Origin of the sequence: Baekduia soli, from assembly GCF_007970665.1 — a bacterium.
GTDB lineage: Bacteria > Actinomycetota > Thermoleophilia > Solirubrobacterales > Solirubrobacteraceae > Baekduia > Baekduia soli.
The window spans coordinates 1,534,489-1,549,637 of record NZ_CP042430.1 but is presented as its reverse complement, the minus strand read 5'-3'; the positions used below and the strand labels follow the sequence as shown (position 1 = coordinate 1,549,637).

At 73.1% G+C, this 15,149-nt stretch carries 12 protein-coding genes and 1 pseudogene; 4 read left to right on the top strand and 9 right to left on the bottom strand.

Going from position 1 to position 15,149, the window contains the following annotated elements; genetic code table 11:
• Positions 1 to 3 precede the first annotated feature (3 nt).
• The 4 genes from FSW04_RS07155 to FSW04_RS07140 all read right to left on the bottom strand — a co-directional run bounded on the left by FSW04_RS07155 (position 4) and on the right by FSW04_RS07140 (position 6,481).
• Complete coding sequence (locus FSW04_RS07155) at positions 4 to 1,260, bottom strand: CaiB/BaiF CoA transferase family protein (RefSeq protein ID WP_228430973.1); 1,257 nt, start codon at positions 1,258 to 1,260, stop codon at positions 4 to 6.
• 75 nt (positions 1,261 to 1,335) lie between these two features.
• Entirely contained in the window at positions 1,336 to 2,106 is a 771-nt protein-coding gene (locus FSW04_RS07150; protein ID WP_146917771.1) for a FadR/GntR family transcriptional regulator, read from the bottom strand.
• 65 nt (positions 2,107 to 2,171) lie between these two features.
• Entirely contained in the window at positions 2,172 to 4,343 is a 2,172-nt protein-coding gene (locus tag FSW04_RS07145; protein WP_146917769.1) for a hydantoinase B/oxoprolinase family protein, read from the bottom strand.
• Positions 4,344 to 4,357: 14 nt separating this feature from the next.
• On the bottom strand, positions 4,358 to 6,481 hold the full coding sequence (locus tag FSW04_RS07140; RefSeq protein WP_146917767.1) for a hydantoinase/oxoprolinase family protein: 2,124 nt from the start codon (positions 6,479 to 6,481) through the stop codon (positions 4,358 to 4,360).
• A 253-nt stretch (positions 6,482 to 6,734) separates the two neighbouring features.
• Here FSW04_RS07140 and FSW04_RS07135 point away from each other — a divergent pair, with 253 nt between their 5' ends.
• Entirely contained in the window at positions 6,735 to 7,892 is a 1,158-nt protein-coding gene (locus FSW04_RS07135) for an acyl-CoA dehydrogenase family protein (protein WP_146917765.1), read from the top strand.
• Here FSW04_RS07135 and FSW04_RS07130 read toward each other — a convergent pair.
• Both FSW04_RS07130 and FSW04_RS07125 read right to left on the bottom strand, forming a co-directional pair.
• A complete protein-coding gene (locus FSW04_RS07130) occupies positions 7,886 to 8,467 on the bottom strand; it encodes an EAL domain-containing protein (protein WP_267128323.1) in 582 nt (193 codons plus the stop codon). The two genes, FSW04_RS07135 and FSW04_RS07130, sit on opposite strands and share 7 nt — an antisense overlap.
• A gap of 269 nt (positions 8,468 to 8,736) precedes the next feature.
• Positions 8,737 to 9,633 (bottom strand): annotated as a pseudogene (locus FSW04_RS07125) (diguanylate cyclase domain-containing protein); the annotation flags it as partial.
• 136 nt (positions 9,634 to 9,769) lie between these two features.
• Between FSW04_RS07125 and FSW04_RS25745 the strand changes: the two are divergent.
• From FSW04_RS25745 to FSW04_RS07110, 3 genes are all read left to right on the top strand, one after another.
• Entirely contained in the window at positions 9,770 to 10,243 is a 474-nt protein-coding gene (locus FSW04_RS25745; protein ID WP_187369317.1) for a MarR family winged helix-turn-helix transcriptional regulator, read from the top strand.
• 68 nt (positions 10,244 to 10,311) lie between these two features.
• The gene (locus tag FSW04_RS07115) at positions 10,312 to 11,247 is read left to right on the top strand and encodes a VOC family protein (protein WP_146917761.1); all 936 of its coding nucleotides are present in this window, start codon (positions 10,312 to 10,314) and stop codon (positions 11,245 to 11,247) included.
• Positions 11,244 to 11,888, top strand: coding sequence for an alpha/beta hydrolase (locus tag FSW04_RS07110; RefSeq protein WP_146917759.1), 645 nt, complete (start codon positions 11,244 to 11,246; stop codon positions 11,886 to 11,888). The genes FSW04_RS07115 and FSW04_RS07110 overlap by 4 nt, the downstream gene beginning before the upstream one ends.
• Positions 11,889 to 11,895: 7 nt before the next feature.
• Here the strand turns inward: FSW04_RS07110 and FSW04_RS07105 are convergent, their stop codons facing one another.
• From FSW04_RS07105 to deoC, 3 genes are read right to left on the bottom strand one after another with little or no spacing between them, the layout of a single operon-like run.
• Positions 11,896 to 12,756: an aldehyde dehydrogenase family protein gene (locus tag FSW04_RS07105; RefSeq protein ID WP_146917757.1), complete on the bottom strand. Its 861-nt coding sequence runs from the start codon at positions 12,754 to 12,756 to the stop codon at positions 11,896 to 11,898.
• Positions 12,753 to 14,237 carry an aldehyde dehydrogenase family protein gene (locus FSW04_RS07100; protein ID WP_228430972.1) on the bottom strand — a complete coding sequence of 495 codons (1,485 nt, stop codon included), beginning with the start codon at positions 14,235 to 14,237 and terminating at the stop codon, positions 12,753 to 12,755. The genes FSW04_RS07105 and FSW04_RS07100 overlap by 4 nt, the downstream gene beginning before the upstream one ends.
• Positions 14,238 to 14,240: 3 nt before the next feature.
• The gene (deoC, locus tag FSW04_RS07095; protein WP_146917755.1) at positions 14,241 to 15,128 is read right to left on the bottom strand and encodes a deoxyribose-phosphate aldolase; all 888 of its coding nucleotides are present in this window, start codon (positions 15,126 to 15,128) and stop codon (positions 14,241 to 14,243) included.
• Positions 15,129 to 15,149: the final 21 nt, after the last annotated feature.

Sequence of the window (15,149 nt, the reverse complement as noted above, 5' to 3'; positions counted from 1 at the left end):
CCGTCACTCCGCGGCGGGAGGCGTCTGGCCGACGGCCGCCGCCGGCCGCGCCGCCGGGCCGGCGACCGCCCCGCCGGCCAGCAGGCGCTCGACGACCTCCTCGTCGTAGCCGCACAGGTCGGCCAGCAGCTGCTCGGTGTGCTCGCCGCGGAACGGCGCACGGCCCGCGGGCACGCGGCCACCCTCGATGCGCAGCGGGCTGCCGATGTGGCGCACGGAGCCCAGCGTGTCGTGCTCGAGCTCCTCGATGACCTCGCGCGCCTGCACCTGCGGGTCGGCGAGCGCGGCGGCGACGTCGTTGACCGCCGATGCCGGGATGCCCGCCTCGCGCAGGGCCGCGACCCACGCCGCCGTGTCGTCCTTGGCGAACTCGGCCTGCAGCTCGGCCTGGACCTCGGCGCGGTGGTCGCGGCGGTCGGCGAACAGCGGGTAGCGCTCCCCGAGGTCGGGGCGCTTGAGGATCGCCACCAGCCGCTGCCAGAACTTCTCCTTGGCACAGGCGATGACGAGCCAGCCGTCGCGGGTGGAGAAGACCTGGAACGGCACGATCGACGGGTGGGCCGAGTTGGCCAGGCGCTCGAGCTGGTAGCCGCGGCTGGCCGACCACGTGCCGACGTAGGTCGTCAGCGAAAGCGCCGTCTCGAACAGCGACAGGTCGCAGTCGCCGCCGATGCCGTCGCGCCGGGCGCGCCACACCGCCCCGAGCATGGAGATCGCGGCGACGTAGCCGCCGGCGAGGTCGACGAGCGAGAGCCCGCTCTTCATGGGCGGCTCGTCGGGTCCGCCGGTGAGGCTCATCCAGCCGGCCAGCCCCTGGATGACGTAGTCGTAGGCGCCCTCGCTGCGCCGCGGCCCGGTCATGCCGAAGCCGCTGAGCGAGCAGCACACGACGCGCGGGTTGACCTCGCCGAGCGTCGCGTAGGTCAGGCCGAGCTTCTCCGGGCCGTCGCCGCGCAGGTTGGAGAACACGACGTCGACCTCGCGGACGAGGTCCTCGAAGATCGCGCGCCCGTCGGGGTGGCGCAGGTCGAGCGAGATGCTCTTCTTGTTGCGGTTGAAGGACTCGAAGAAGATCGAGTCCTCGCCCTCCTGGAACGGCGGGACGTAGCGGGAGACGTCGCCGCCCTCGCGCGGGTCCTCGACCTTGATGACCTCCGCGCCGAGATCGGCGAGCTGGAGCGTCCCGAACGGCCCCGCCCCGAACTGCTCGATCGCCAGGATCCGCAGGTCGGCCAATGGAGCGCGGGCGCGGTCAGGCAAAGAGTCTGACATAAGCAGTTCCGAGTATATGGGCGGCCCGACGGACGGGTCAACCGCCGCGGTGGCGCCCGGGGGTCATATGCCCGACTCTTGGAACTCGTGCCAGATCCGGCGGTACTTCGGGCTCAGCCAGGCGAGGTGCTCGCGCATCTGGCGCTCGGACTCGCCCGCGTCCCCGGAGGCGATGGCCGCGTGGATCGCGCGGTGGTGGACGTTGATCGTCCGGTGGAACGCCGGCCCGATCTCCGACCGCGACAGCCGCGTCTGCAACACGGAGAAGATCGGCTCGGCCGCGATGGACAGCAGCGTGTTCTCCGAGGCGTGCAGGACCGCCTTGTGGAAGTCGCGGTTGTGCACGAACTGGGTGCCGAGCGAGAGCTCGAGCGGGCTCTCGGGGATCGCCTCGGCCATCTCGCGCAGGGTGTCGCCGGTGCGCCGCAGGGCGGCCAGGCGCGCGGCCGGGATCTCGAGGTACTCGCGCACCTCCAGCAGCTCGTCCAGCGTCACGCCGTTGGTCTGCGACAGCAGCGTCACCGCGAGGTTCAGCGCGTCGCGGACCCGGTCGGGCGACGGGGTCGTGACGAAGCTGCCGCCGTTGACGCCCTTGACCGTGCGCAGCAGGCCCTCCGTCGACAGGCCGGTGAGCGCCTCGCGCACCGTGGCCCGGCTCACGCCGAACTCGGTCGCCAGGCCCTGCTCGGTCGGCAGCTTGGCGCCGGCCGGCAGATCGCCGCCGATGATGAGCGCCCGCAGCTGGTCGGCGACCTGCTCGGAGGCCTTGCGGATGCGCCGCACCTGCACGCGCGGCATCGTGGCTCTCGGGGTGACGTCGTCGTCGTCGGTCATCGGTGCGGACTCCCACGCCCCCGCCCGCCCCGCCGCGGGCGGGGCGGGGAGGCGTGACGATGCTCTCAGGCCAGCGACGCCAGGCGGAAGTCCACCGGGACCGGGTCGCCGATGCGCAGCAGGTCCACCCACAGGGAGCGGCCCGTGATCGGGTCGAGGTACTGGCGCACCTCGAGCCGGTCGTCGATCCGCGCCTGGGGACCGACGTCCCAGGCGCTCAGCGTGCGGGACGGCACGAGGTGGCGCCAGCCCTCGTCGCTCAACGGGCCCAGGACCGCGCCGCTGTCGGCGGCCTGGACGACGATGCCGTCGCCGGAGCGCAGCAGGTTCAGGACGCCGCCCCAGCGCTCGACCACCGGCAGGTCGCTGCCGACCTCGTAGTCACCGGCGCCGCCGGTGGCCTCGGCCAGGCGCGCCCTGCGCAGCTCGTCGCGCTTGGCCGTGGTCGCCGCCTCGTCGACCGCGTGGCCGTCGACGACGACGCCGTAGCGCTCGCGCGCGCCCTCGAGCGTCACGTGGCCGCCGAGCACGTCGTCCAGGACCTCGGCGGGCGGGCGGTCCAGCGGGTCACCGTGTCCGCCGGCATTCTGGGTCAGGTTGTTGACGACGTCGGTCGGGCCCATCATGACCGTGGTCTTGGCGTCCGGAACCGACCGCGTGCCCGACATGTCGTCGAGCGTGTGGATCGACTCCCCGGCGGCGTAGCGCTCGCGCCAGTCGCTGTCGGCGACCACGTCGTACAGGCACGTCGAGCCGGGCAGGGCGCCGAACACGCCGATGCACGAGGGGACGACCGCGCCCTGGGTGCCGCAGATGGACATGATCCCGGGCGAGTCGTACACGGCGAGCGCCAGCTCGATGCCGTTGCCGCCCCGGTAGCGTCCCGCGCCGCCGGAGTCGGGGTTCTCGCGCCGCCAGAGGTACAGCAGCGGGTGCTGGCTCTCGTGCAGCTCGACGTCGTTGAAGCCGCCGCCGAGCGCGGCCAGGCAGCCGCCGGTGCTGACGCCGTCGCGCGTGCTCATGGCCGGGCCGCCCCAGGCCAGCGGGTCCATGAACATGACCGCGAACGGCTCGCCGAACTGGTTGACGCCGCCGAACTGCGTCAGCAGCCACGACCCGTCGGGCGGCCCCATGACGAACTCGTGGTACTCCTCGCGGAAGGCCAGCATCTTCGAGGTGCACGCCATCGCGCCGGCGGCCGCGATCCACGCGGCGGTCACCGAACCGCCCGAGATCGGGCGCGGCGGCTCGGCGCTGATGACCGAGTTCTGCGGGGTGTTGACCACCACCGGCCGCATGAGCCCCGCGTTCCAGTTCAGCTTGGAGCCGAAGATCGCGATGATCGCCGTGCCGATGGCGCCGTAGGTGCCGGGCGCCGACGCGTTGCCGAAGCCGATGATGGCGTCGTCGGTGCCGGTGAAGTCGAAGGTGAGGGTGTCGTCCTTCTTCGTCAGGCGGCAGGCGACCTTGTACAGGTTGTTGGCCTGGCCGTCGTGGTCGACGAAGCCGACGTGCTCGAACTCGCCGTCGGGCAGCTCGCGCACCCACTCGCGCATCTGGGCCTCCGTGCGCTCGATCGCGTGCTGCATGACGTCGACGATCGCGTCGGCGCCGTACTGGTCGCAGGCCTCGGCCAGGCGGGTCTGGGCGACGCGGTGCGAGGACAGCATGGCCGAGAAGTCGTTGGCCAGCATCGCGGGCAGCCGCGAGTTGCTCATGATGAGATCCCAGAGGCCCTGGACGATCTTGCCCCGGTCGACGATGCGCTGCAGCGGGACGAGCAGGCCCTCCTGGGACAGCTCGGTCGCCGTGGGACACCAGGAGCCGGGGTTCATGCCGCCGACGTCCATGACATGGGCCATGCAGCCCGTCCAGCCCACCAGGCGGTCGCCCTCGAAGAAGGGCGAGACGAACTGCACGTCGGACTGGTGGACACCCGCCGTGAACGGGTCGTTGGTGATGAAGACGTCGCCCGGCCGCAGCTCGTCGCCGTAGAGCTCGATCGTCTTCTTGATCATCATCTGCATGACGAAGACGGGCAGCATGTAGAACACGCCGCTGACGGCGAGGTCGCCGTTGGGGGCGTAGAGCGCGAAGTTGTAGTCCGTCGCCTGGACGACCGGGGAGCCGGACGCGTGGGCGATCGTCGTCGAGCCCTCCTCGTTGATCGACCACAGGCGGTGGGAGATCACCTCGTAGGTGATGGGGTCGAAGGCGACGTCGGGGGTGATGGCCATGGTGCGCCTCTCTCTCAGGTGCCGGGGACGATGAGGACGTTGCCGAGACCGTCCACCGAGGCGGACTGGTCGGGTCCGATGACGATGTTCGTGTCGGGCAGCTCGACGATGGCGGGCCCGGCGAACGTCACGCCGGAGCGCAGCGCGTGCTCGTCGTAGACCGCCGCGTCGTACCACGCGCCGTGGTAGACGCGGTCCATGCGGATCGGCTCGGGCGTGCCGCCGCCGTCGACCGCGGGCTGCTCCTTGAGCTCGGGCCGCTCGAGGCGCCCGCTGGCCACCACGCGCCAGTTGACGAGCTCGACGCCGGCCGCGGTGAACGCCGAGCCCTCGCCGAAGCGCTGCTCGTAGGTGTCGATGAAGCGGGTGACCAGCGCGTCGAGCTTGGCGGCGTCCAGCGGGACCTCGGGGATCTCGATCGTGAGCTCGTGGATCTGGAAGCGGAAGCGCATGTCCACGAAGCGCGTGACGTCGATCGTCGTGTCGTCGAAGCCCTGCTCCTGCAGGAACGCGACCGCGTCCTTCTCGACGCCGCCCAGGACGTCGTTGATGACGTCGAGGTCGAGGTACTGGGAGGCCTCGCTGCTGCCCGGCGGGGTCTTCATCGCCAGGGAGCGCTCGCGCGTGACCACGACGTCGGAGGCCGCGATGCCGAAGGCCGAGTGCACCGAGGCCGTCACCGGCACGATGATCTTGCGGATCGACAGGCCCGAGCCGAAGGCGTGCGCGTGGACGGGCCCGGCGCCGCCGAAGGCCACGAGGCTGAACTCGCGCGGGTCGAAGCCCTTGTGGATCGTGACCTGGCGCACCAGGTCGACCATCCGGGAGTCGACGATCTGCTTGATGCCGTAGGCCGCCTCCTCCACCGTGATGCCCAGCGGCTCGGCGATCCGGGTGGCGATGGCCTGGCGCGCCGCCTCGGGGTCGAGCTTGCGCCGCCCGCCGAGGAACGTCTCGGGGTTGATGAGCCCGAGCACGACGTCGGCGTCGGTGACGGTCGGCTCGGTGCCGCCCGCGCCGTAGCAGGCGGGCCCGGGCACGGCGCCCGCGCTCTCGGGGCCGACGTGCAGGATCCCGTCCTCGATGCGGGCGATGCTGCCGCCGCCGGCGCCCACGGTCTGGACGGCGACCGACGGCACGCCGATCGGCTGGTAGTCCATGTTCGTGGTGGCCTGCAGCAGCGGCCGGCCGTCGACGATGAGGCCGACGTCGAAGCTCGTGCCACCCATGTCGGTGGTGACGACGTTGGGCTCGCCGAGGCTCTCGGCCGTCAGGCGCGAGCCCACCACGCCGCCGACCGGGCCCGAGAGCAGGAACTCGACGGGCTTGTCGGCCGCGTGGCGCACGGAGGCCAGGCCGCCGTTGGACTGCATGAGCAGCGGGTGGTGCTCCAGCCCGGCGTCGGCGAGGCGGGCCTGCAGCGACGCGGTCGTGCCGGCCACCTCCGGCCCGAGGAACGCGTTGACCGCGGTCGTGACGCTGCGGGCGTACTCGTTCGTGCGCGGCAGGACCTCGGAGGAGAGGCTCACGTAGAGGTCGGGCGCCTCCTCGCGCACGATCTCGGCGACCCGCTGCTCGTGCGTCGGGTCCATCGTGCACCACAGCAGGCAGATGGCGATGGCCTCGACGCCCTCGGCGATGAGGTCGCGGATGGTCGCGCGGGCAGCGTCCTCGTCCAGCGGCCGGATGGTGCGGCCCAGGTAGTCCACGCGCTCGGGGATCTCGCGGACGAGGCGCTGGTCGACGATCGTGTGGCGCTTCGTGAGGTTCTGATAGCTCTTGAGCGCCTCCTGCTCGAGCCCGAAGCCCTTGTAGCCGCGCATGATGGACAGCGTGTCGCCGAAGCCCTCGGTCAGCAGCACGCCGGTCCGCGCGCCGCGGCGCTGCAGCAGCGCGTTGGTGGCGACGGTGGTGCCGTGGGAGAACAGGCGGATGTCCTCGATGAACGCCGTGGGCTCGACGCCGCGCTCCGCGGCCGCCAGCGCGAAGGTGTCCAGCACGCCGCGGACGAGCTCGTCGGGGGTGGTCGGCGCCTTGTAGCGCGTGACCTCGCCGTCGGCGTCCATCACCACGGTGTCCGTGAACGTCCCCCCGATGTCGGACGCCACGAAGATGCCGCCGGACCCGTTCTTGCTCATGACCCTCTCTCTACGGTTGACCGGGGCGAATCTAGTCCCGGCCGCGGAGCGGAGTCAAGCCGCCCGTCTAAGTCTGACCTAACGATTCCGCCAGTCCCGCCGCATCGCGGCACGGTCTGTCGTACCACGTGCGCGACCCGAGCGAAAGAGACAGACCCATGTAGACTGGCCCGCCTCGGGTCCGGCGCATCCCGCGCCGACGAGCACCACCCCGCGCGATGCACCGCGCCGAGCCACCCACCGGAGGTTGATCATGGACTTCTCCCTCGAGGACGACCTGCAGAGCGTCCGCGCCGCCGTACGCGACCTGTGCTCCAAGTTCCCCGGTGAGTACTGGCAGGAGAACGAGCCCGACCGCTACCCGACCGAGTTCGTCGACGCGCTCACCGAGAACGGCTGGCTGGCGGCCCTCATCCCCGAGGAGTACGGCGGCTCCGGGCTGTCCATCACCTACGCCGGCGCCATCCTCGAGGAGATCTGCGCCTCGGGCGGCAACGCGGGCGCCTGCCACGCGCAGATGTACGTGATGGGCACCGTCCTGCGCCACGGCAGCGAGGAGCAGAAGCGCGAGTACCTGCCCAAGATCGCCAGCGGCGACCTGCGCCTGCAGGCCTTCGCGGTCACCGAGCCCAACGCGGGCTCGGACACCACGAAGATCCAGACGCGTGCCAAGAAGGTCGACGGCGGCTGGAGCGTGTCGGGCCAGAAGATCTGGACCTCGCGCGCCGAGCACTCCGACCTCATGCTGCTGCTGGCCCGCACCACGCCGGCCGACGAGGTCGAGAAGAAGACGCAGGGCCTGTCGACGTTCCTGGTCGACATGCGCGAGGCCGGCGACGCGCTGACGATCAAGCCGATCAAGACGATGGTCAACCACTCGACCACCGAGATCTTCTTCGACAACCTGTTCATCCCCGACAGCGCGCTGGTCGGCACGCTGGACAACGGCTTCCGCCAGATCCTCGACGGCATGAACGCGGAGCGCATCCTCATCGCCAGCGAATGCATCGGCGACGGGCGCTTCTTCCTGGACAAGGCCACGGCCTACGGCACCGAGCGCGTGATCTTCGGGCGCCCGATCGGGTCCAACCAGGGGATCCAGTTCCCGCTGGCCAAGGCGCACGCCTCGCTCCAGGCGGCCGACCTCATGCGCTACAAGGCGGCGTGGCTGTTCGAGCAGGGCAAGCCCTGCGGCGACGAGGCCAACATGGCCAAGCTGCTGGCCTCCGAGGCCTCCTGGGCCGCCGCCAACGCGGCGATGGACACGTTCGGCGGGTTCTCCTTCGCCCACGAGTACGACATCGAGCGCAAGTTCCGCGAGACCCGGCTGTACTCCATCGCCCCGGTCTCCAACAATCTCGTGCTGACCTACATCGGCCAGCACATCCTCGGGATGCCGCGCTCCTACTGAGCCCGCGGCACGAGCGGCTCCGCGAGCGCCAGGCCGGGCGGCAGCACGACCGGCCACGGCGCTCCGGGGCGCCCGTAGTGGAAGCCCTGGACCAGCGGGACGCCGAGCCGGCGCACCGCGTCCAGCTCGGACCGCGTCTCGACGCCCTCGGCGACGAGCAGGCCGCCGGTGCGCCCGGCGTAGTGCAGCAGCGCCTCGATGAGCGCCGCACGGTCCGGTGAGGCGTCGACGCCCCGGACCAGCGAGCGGTCCAGCTTGAGGTAGGCGGGGCGCAGCGCGGTGATCTGGCGCAGGCCCGAGTAGCCCGCCCCCATGTCGTCGACGGCCAGGCGCACGCCGCGGGCCACCAGCGGCGCCAGCGCGGCGTGGAACCCGGCGTCGTCCTGGACGAGCGCGTCCTCGGTGATCTCGACGATCACCCGGTCGAGGGCGGGCTGCTCGAGCAGGAGCGCGAGCGTGCGCTCGTCGAGCAGGACCGGGCCCGAGACGTTGACGCTGAGCAGGCTGCCCTCCGGGAGCCGGGGAACGAGCTCCAGGGCGGCCCGCAGGCAGGCCAGCTCGAGCTGCCCGCGCAGGCCGAACTCGTCGGCCAGCGCGAACCAGTGCAGCGGGCTGTCGGTGCCCGGGTGCGGAAGCGCGCCAGCGCCTCGAACGCGTGGATGGTGCCGTCGGCGGGCTCGACGATCGGCTGGACGACCATCGTGATGCCCTCGCCGGCGATGAGGCGGCGCAGCGCGCCCTGGGCGCCGCCCGGGCCGGCGTCGGTCAGCGACTGGCCCGCGTAGACGGCGACCTGATGCTTGCCGCTGCGCTTGGCGACCCGCAGCGCGATGTCGCCCGCGCGCAGGAGCGCGTCGGCGTCGTCGCCGTCGCGCGGCGCCGCCGCGATGCCGACCGACGCCCGCAGCGCGTTGCCGTGCTCGTCGGGCAGGGACAGCGCCTGCAGCGCGCGGGCGGCGAGCTCCTGGGTGCCGTCGGCGCCGGTGATCATCGCGAACTCGTCGCCGCCCAGGCGACCGACGGGCCGGCCGGCGCCGGCGACCTCGATGAGGCGCGCGACGGCCGCGACCAGGACGCGGTCGCCGGCGGCGTGCCCGCTGACCTTGTTGATGTGGCCGAAGTTGTCGAGGTCGACGAGCAGGAGGCCGACGGGGCCGTCCTGCACGCGCGAGGCCAGCTCCCGGCGGAACGCCGCGCGGGAGAGCGCGCCCGTCAGGCCGTCGTGGTCGGCGTCGTGGCGGGCGAGGGCCAGGAGTCGGTTGAGCTCGGTCGTCAGGCGCCCGCACGTCAGCAGGAGCCAGATCACGCCGACGACGAGCCCGGCGTGCTGGTGCTCGATGCGCCCGAGGCGGACCACCGGCAGCGCCAGCGCGCCGAGCAGCACGGCACGGCCGATCCAGTGCACGCGGCCGCCGCGTGCGAGCACGCCGCTGGCGACCGCCGAGAGCCACAGCACGCTGAGGACGGTGACCCGCTGGTCCCCCAGGCCGATGATGAAGACGCCCGCGAGGCCCGCCAGGGACTCCTCGATGGTCAGCCAGCGCAGCCGCGGGGCCAGGAGCTGGACCAGCGCGGTCGCCAGGATGATCGCGAAGCCCGCCGCGGCCAGCACCGGGCCCGACGACAGGCTGTGCCACCCGGCGATGAGCGCGATGCCCGCGATGCCCACGGCGCCGCGGGCCCGCGCCGCGGTGCGCCGCGCCCGCAGCACGTGCTCGGATCGCTCGATCGTCTCGGCCATCGTTCCGGTAGATCGGCCGCGTCCGCCGATCCCCGGAGCGCCCGCGCGCCATGCGCGTCCGCGCGCCGCCGGCCCCGGATCGGCCGCTCGGGACGATATAGTTGACACTGCAACCATCACCGTCCCGGCTCAGCCCATGACCTCTCCCCCTTCCGCTCCCATCCCGGCGCCCGACCGCCTCCAGCCCGAGGAGCTGCAGGCGTGGCGCGGGATGCTCCAGGTCCACGCCCGCCTGACCGCCGCCCTCGACGACGACCTGCGCCGGCAGCACGGGCTCTCGGTGCCCGGCTACGAGGTGCTCATGTTCGTCGGCGACGCCGAGGAGGGCCAGGCGCGGATGGCCGACCTCGCCGACCGCGTGCTGCTTAGCCGGAGCGGGCTGACGCGGCTGGTCGACCGCCTCGTGGCCGACGGGCTGCTGCAGCGGCGCGCCTGCGAGGACGACGGCCGGGGCTCGTTCGCGCAGATCACGCCCGACGGCCGCCGGCGCCTCCAGGACGCGCGCCGCACGCACCTCGACGGTGTGCGCCGGCTGTTCCTCGAGCACGTCGGCGCCGCCGAGCAGCGCCAGCTCGGCGCACTCTGGGAACGCGTCCTCGCCGCCATCTAGTTGCGCTCGCAATCATACGGTATAGTTGCGGACACAACCATTTTCTGCCACCGAAGGAGCGCCGGACGATGAAGCTCGAGGGCCTGCACCACATCACGATGATCACCGGCGACGCGCGCGGGAACGTCGCGTTCTACGCGTACGTCCTCGGACTGCGCCTCGTCAAGAAGACCGTCAACTTCGACGCGCCCGAGGCCTACCACCTGTACTTCGGCGACGAGCAGGGCTCGCCCGGCTCGATCCTCACGTGGTTCGAGTTCGCGGGCGCCGCGCCCGGCCGCGCCGGCGCCGGGATGATCCACACGCTGCAGCTCGGCGTGGCCGCGCCGGAGGCCCTCGAGTTCTGGCAGTCCCGCCTGCACGACGCCGGCCACCGCACGCGCCGCGAGCCGGGCGTGCTGCGCTTCGCCGATCCCGACGGCCTCGTGCTCGAGCTCGTCGTCGCCGACGACGGCAACCCGCCGCTGCGGGCCGTCCACCCCGACGTCCCCGCTGAGCACGCGATCACGGGCCTGGAGGGCGCGCGCGCCTACACCCACGACGTCGCGACGCACTCGCCCCTGCTGACCGAGGTGCTGGGCTTCGACGACCTCGGCGGCGGCGAGTTCCGCCTCCAGGGCGACGAACGCCACCTGCACTGGGCCTACGACCCCGCGCCCGAGGCGCCGGGCCGCCAGGGCGCGGGCACCGTGCATCACATCGCCTGGGCCTCCCAGGACGCCGACCACGACGCCTGGCGTCGTCGCGTCGGCGAGGCCGGCGGCCACGTCACGCCGGTCATCGACCGCGACTACTTCCTCTCGATCTACTTCCGCGAGCCCCGGGGCATCCTGTTCGAGATCGCGACGCTCTCCCCCGGCTTCGCGGTCGACGAGGACCCCGAGCACCTCGGCGAGGCCCTGCGCCTGCCGACCCAGCACGAGCACCTGCGCGCCGAGCTGGAGCGCGTGCTGACGCCTCTGGTCAACCCGCGCGCCGCCCGCGCCGCGAAGGCCCGCTCGTGAGCGCGCTGACGTTCCTCGAGCGCCCGGCCGTCTCGGAGGCGGCCGGGCTGCTGGTCCTGCACCACGGCCGCGGGGCGGACGAGCACGACCTCCTCGGCCTCGGCGACGTCCTGGACCCGCAGCGCCGGCTGCACGTCGTCACGCCGCGCGCGCCGCTCACGCTGCCGGGCTGGCCCGGGCACCACTGGTACGTCGTGCCGCGCGTCGGGTTCCCCGACCGCGACACGTTCGCGGCGGCCTCGACCGCGCTGGCCGCCCTGCACGACCAGCTGTGGGAGCGCACGGGGCTCACGCCCGCGCAGACCGTGTTCGGCGGCTTCTCGATGGGCTCCGTGATGAGCTACGCGCTCGGGCTGGACGGCGGGCGCCCGGCACCGGCGGGCATCCTGGCCTTCTCGGGCTTCGTGCCCACGGTGGAGGGCTGGGTGCCGTCGCTGGACGACCGCCGCGCGCTGCGCGCGTTCATCGCCCACGGCCGCAACGACCCCGTGATGGAGGTCGGCTTCGCCCGGCGCGCGCGGGACCTGCTGACCTCGGGCGGCCTGCCCGTGGAGTACCACGAGTCCGACGCCGCCCACCACATCGACCCCGCCCACGTCCCGGCGGCGGTCGACTGGGTCGCCGCGACGCTGGGGACCTGACCCCGACTCAGGCGCCGATCGGGTGCCAGGCCGTCTTGAGCTCGGTCAGGGCCTCGAGACGGCCGAGCGCGCCGTCGCCGATCCCGTCGCCTGCCGCCGGGCGCAGCACGCGCTTGACGGTGTCGGCGGCCAGCGTGTCGACCGTCGCCGCCAGGTCGGCCCGGCCCGTGGCGTCGACGATCGCGTTGACGTCGCGGTGCCCGCACAGCGGCTCCACCAGCTCGTCGAGGCGCCCCGTCAGGAGGTTGAGCACGCCGGCCGGGACGTCGGAGACGCCGGCGATCTCCCCGAGGTCCAGCGGCCGCAGCGGCCAGCGGCGCGAGACCACGGCCACGACCGCGTTGCCGGCCGCCAGGGCCGGGGCGATCTCGCGCACCAGGCCCAGCAGGTCGGGGGCGTCGGGGGCCAGCACGGCGACGACCCCGGTGGCCTCGGGTGCGGAGAACGACAGGTACGGCGCCGCCACGGGGTTGATCCCGCCCAGGACGGCCGCGAGCTTGTCCGTCCACCCGGCGTAGTGCACGAGCGTGTCGACGGCGGCGCCGACCTCGGCGCGGGCGGCCGCCGCGGCGACGTCCTGCTGGGCCACGGCGGCCCGCACGAGCTCCTCGGAGCGCGACTCGAGCGCCTCGGCGAGGCGATAGAGCACCTGGCCCCGGTTGTAGGCCGTGGCGGCCGCCCAGCGGCCCGCGCCGCCGCGTGCGGCCTTCACCGCGTCGCGGACGTCCTTGCGCGAGCCCCGGGGGACGTTGGCCACGTGCTCGCCCGCGTGGTCGGTCGCCGTGTCGCTGCGGCCCGACTCCGACCGGGCGAACGCCCCGCCGAGGTACAGCTTGTACGTCTTGGCCACAACCGCGCGGCGCGTCATGACATCACCAGGTAGGGCAGCAGGCCGGCGGGCCCGCCCTCGCGGCCGAAGCCGCTCTCCTTGTAGCCCCCGAACGCCGCCGTCGGGTCGAACTTGTTGTAGGTGTTCTGCCAGACGACGCCGGCGCGCAGCGCCGCGGCCACCTCGAACGCCTTGGACCCCATGTCGGTCCACACCCCGGCCGCCAGACCGAAGACCGAGCTGTTGGCGCGCTCGACCGCCTCGGCCGGCGTGCGGAACGTGGTGACCGTGACGACGGGGCCGAAGATCTCCTGCACCGAGATGCGGTGCGCGGGCGCGACGCCGGTGAACAGCGTCGGCGCGAACCAGAAGCCGCGGGCGGGCAGGTCGCACGCGACGGTGCGCCGCGCGGCGCCCTCGGCCTCGCCGGCGGCCACGAGCTCCTCGATGCGCCGCAGCTGCTCGGCGCTGTTGATCGCGCCGACGTCGGTGTTCTTGTCCAGCGGGTCGCCGACGCGTAGGCGCTGCATGCGGTCCCACAGCTTGCGCAGCACCTCGTCGGCGACGCTCTCCTGCACGAGCAGGCGCGAGCCGGCGCAGCAGACGTGGCCCTGGTTGAAGAAGATGCCGTTGACGATGCCCTCGACGGCCTGGTCGATCGCGGCGTCCTCGAAGACGATGTTGGCCGACTTGCCGCCCAGCTCCAGCGTCAGCCCGACGCCGCGGCCGGCCAGCGCGCGCTGGATCTCCTTGCCCACGGCCGTCGAGCCCGTGAAGGCGACCTTGTCGACCTCGCCGCGCACGAGCGCCGCGCCGGTCTCCCCCGCCCCCGGGATGATGTTGACCACGCCCGGCGGCAGCTCGGCCTCCTGGCAGATCTCGGCGAGCAGCAGCGCGGTCAGCGGCGTGGTCTCGGCGGGCTTGAGCACGGCCGTGTTGCCCGTCGCCAGCGCGGGCGCGAGCTTCCACGCCGCCATGAGCAGCGGGAAGTTCCACGGGACGACCTGCCCGACGACGCCGCGCGGGCGGAACGGCCGGCCGGCGACCGCGTAGGAGAGCTTGTCGGCCCAGCCGGCGTAGGAGAAGAAGTGCGCGGCGGCCAGGGGGACGTCGACGTCGCGCGACTCGCGGATGGGCTTGCCGCCGTCGAGGGTCTCCACGATCGCCAGCTCGCGGGCGCGCTCCTGGATCAGGCGCGCGATGCGGAAGAGGTGCTTGCCGCGCTCGAGCGCGGGCAGCGCGGCCCAGGCGGGCTGGGCGGCACGCGCCGCCTGCACGGCGCGGTCGACGTCGGCCGGCCCGGCGAAGGCGACCTCGGCCAGCGTCTCCTCCGTGGCGGGGTTGACCGTGGGCACGACGGTCCCGTCGCCGGGCGGGTGGAAGGCCCCGTCGATGAACAGGTCGTAGCGGTCGGCCAGCGTCGCGGCGTCGCGGGACTCCGGCGCGGGGGCGTAGTCCCAGCGCAGCGCGGTCCGCCCGGGCGCGGCGGGGTCGTCGGGGCGTGCGGTGACGGAGGTCACGGGCTACTCCTTGGAGAAGTCCTCCGGGCGGCCGTAGTGCCCGGAGTCCAGCTTGGCGTACTGCATGAGCAGGTCGTTGAGCAGCGACGAGGCGCCGATGCGGAAGCGGTCGGCCGTCAGCCACTCGTCGCCCAGGGTCTCCTTGACCAGGACGAGCATGTGCAGGGCGGCCTTCGTGGTCGAGACGCCGCCGGCGGCCTTGACGCCGACGAGCTGGCCCGTGCGCCACGCGTGGTCGCGGACGGTCTCCAGCATGACGAGCACGACGCCGGGCGTCGCGCCCGTGGCGGCCTTGCCCGTCGAGGTCTTGATGACGTCGGCCCCCGCGTCGATCGCCAACTGCGAGGCGTGGCGGACGTGCGCATAGGTCGGCAGCTCGGCGGTCTCGAGGATGACCTTGAGGTGCGCCGGGCCGCAGGCCTCCTTGACGCGCTCGATCTCGTGGGCCACGCGGGCGTCGTCGCCGCTGAGGTAGGCGTCGCGCGAGATGACCATGTCGATCTCGTCGGCGCCGGCGGCCACGGCCTCGCGGGTCTCCTCGACCTTGACCTCCAGCGAGGTCTGGCCGGCCGGGAAGCCCGTCGACACCGACGCGACCGCGACGCCGCTGCCGCGCAGCGCCTCGGCGGCGACGCCGACGAGCGCGGGGTAGACGCACACCGCCGCGCAGGACGGCAGCTCGGGCCGAGCCGGGTCGGGGCAGACCGCCTTGGCCGCGAGGTGGCGCACCTTGCCCGGCGTGTCGGCGCCCTCCAGCGTCGTGAGGTCGATCATCGACGTGGCCAGCGCGATGCCCAGGCGCTTGGCCTCGTGCTTGATGGACCGCCGGCCCAGGGCGGCGGCGCGCTCCTCGATCCCCACGCGATCCACGCTGATCAGCCGGCGGCTCATGGCACGCGAGGATAGGCAACC

Bases quoted from the DNA above. Each gene is read 5' to 3' on its own strand.
- FSW04_RS07150 (WP_146917771.1), bottom strand. From the start codon at position 2,106: ATGACCGACGACGACGACGTCACCCCGAGAGCCACGATGCCGCGCGTG.
- FSW04_RS07145 (WP_146917769.1), bottom strand. From the start codon at position 4,343: ATGGCCATCACCCCCGACGTCGCCTTCGACCCCATCACCTACGAGGTG.
- FSW04_RS07140 (WP_146917767.1), bottom strand. From the start codon at position 6,481: ATGAGCAAGAACGGGTCCGGCGGCATCTTCGTGGCGTCCGACATCGGG.
- FSW04_RS07135 (WP_146917765.1), top strand. From the start codon at position 6,735: ATGGACTTCTCCCTCGAGGACGACCTGCAGAGCGTCCGCGCCGCCGTA.
- FSW04_RS25745 (WP_187369317.1), top strand. From the start codon at position 9,770: ATGACCTCTCCCCCTTCCGCTCCCATCCCGGCGCCCGACCGCCTCCAG.
- FSW04_RS07115 (WP_146917761.1), top strand. From the start codon at position 10,312: ATGAAGCTCGAGGGCCTGCACCACATCACGATGATCACCGGCGACGCG.
- FSW04_RS07105 (WP_146917757.1), bottom strand. From the start codon at position 12,756: ATGACGCGCCGCGCGGTTGTGGCCAAGACGTACAAGCTGTACCTCGGC.
- deoC (WP_146917755.1), bottom strand. From the start codon at position 15,128: ATGAGCCGCCGGCTGATCAGCGTGGATCGCGTGGGGATCGAGGAGCGC.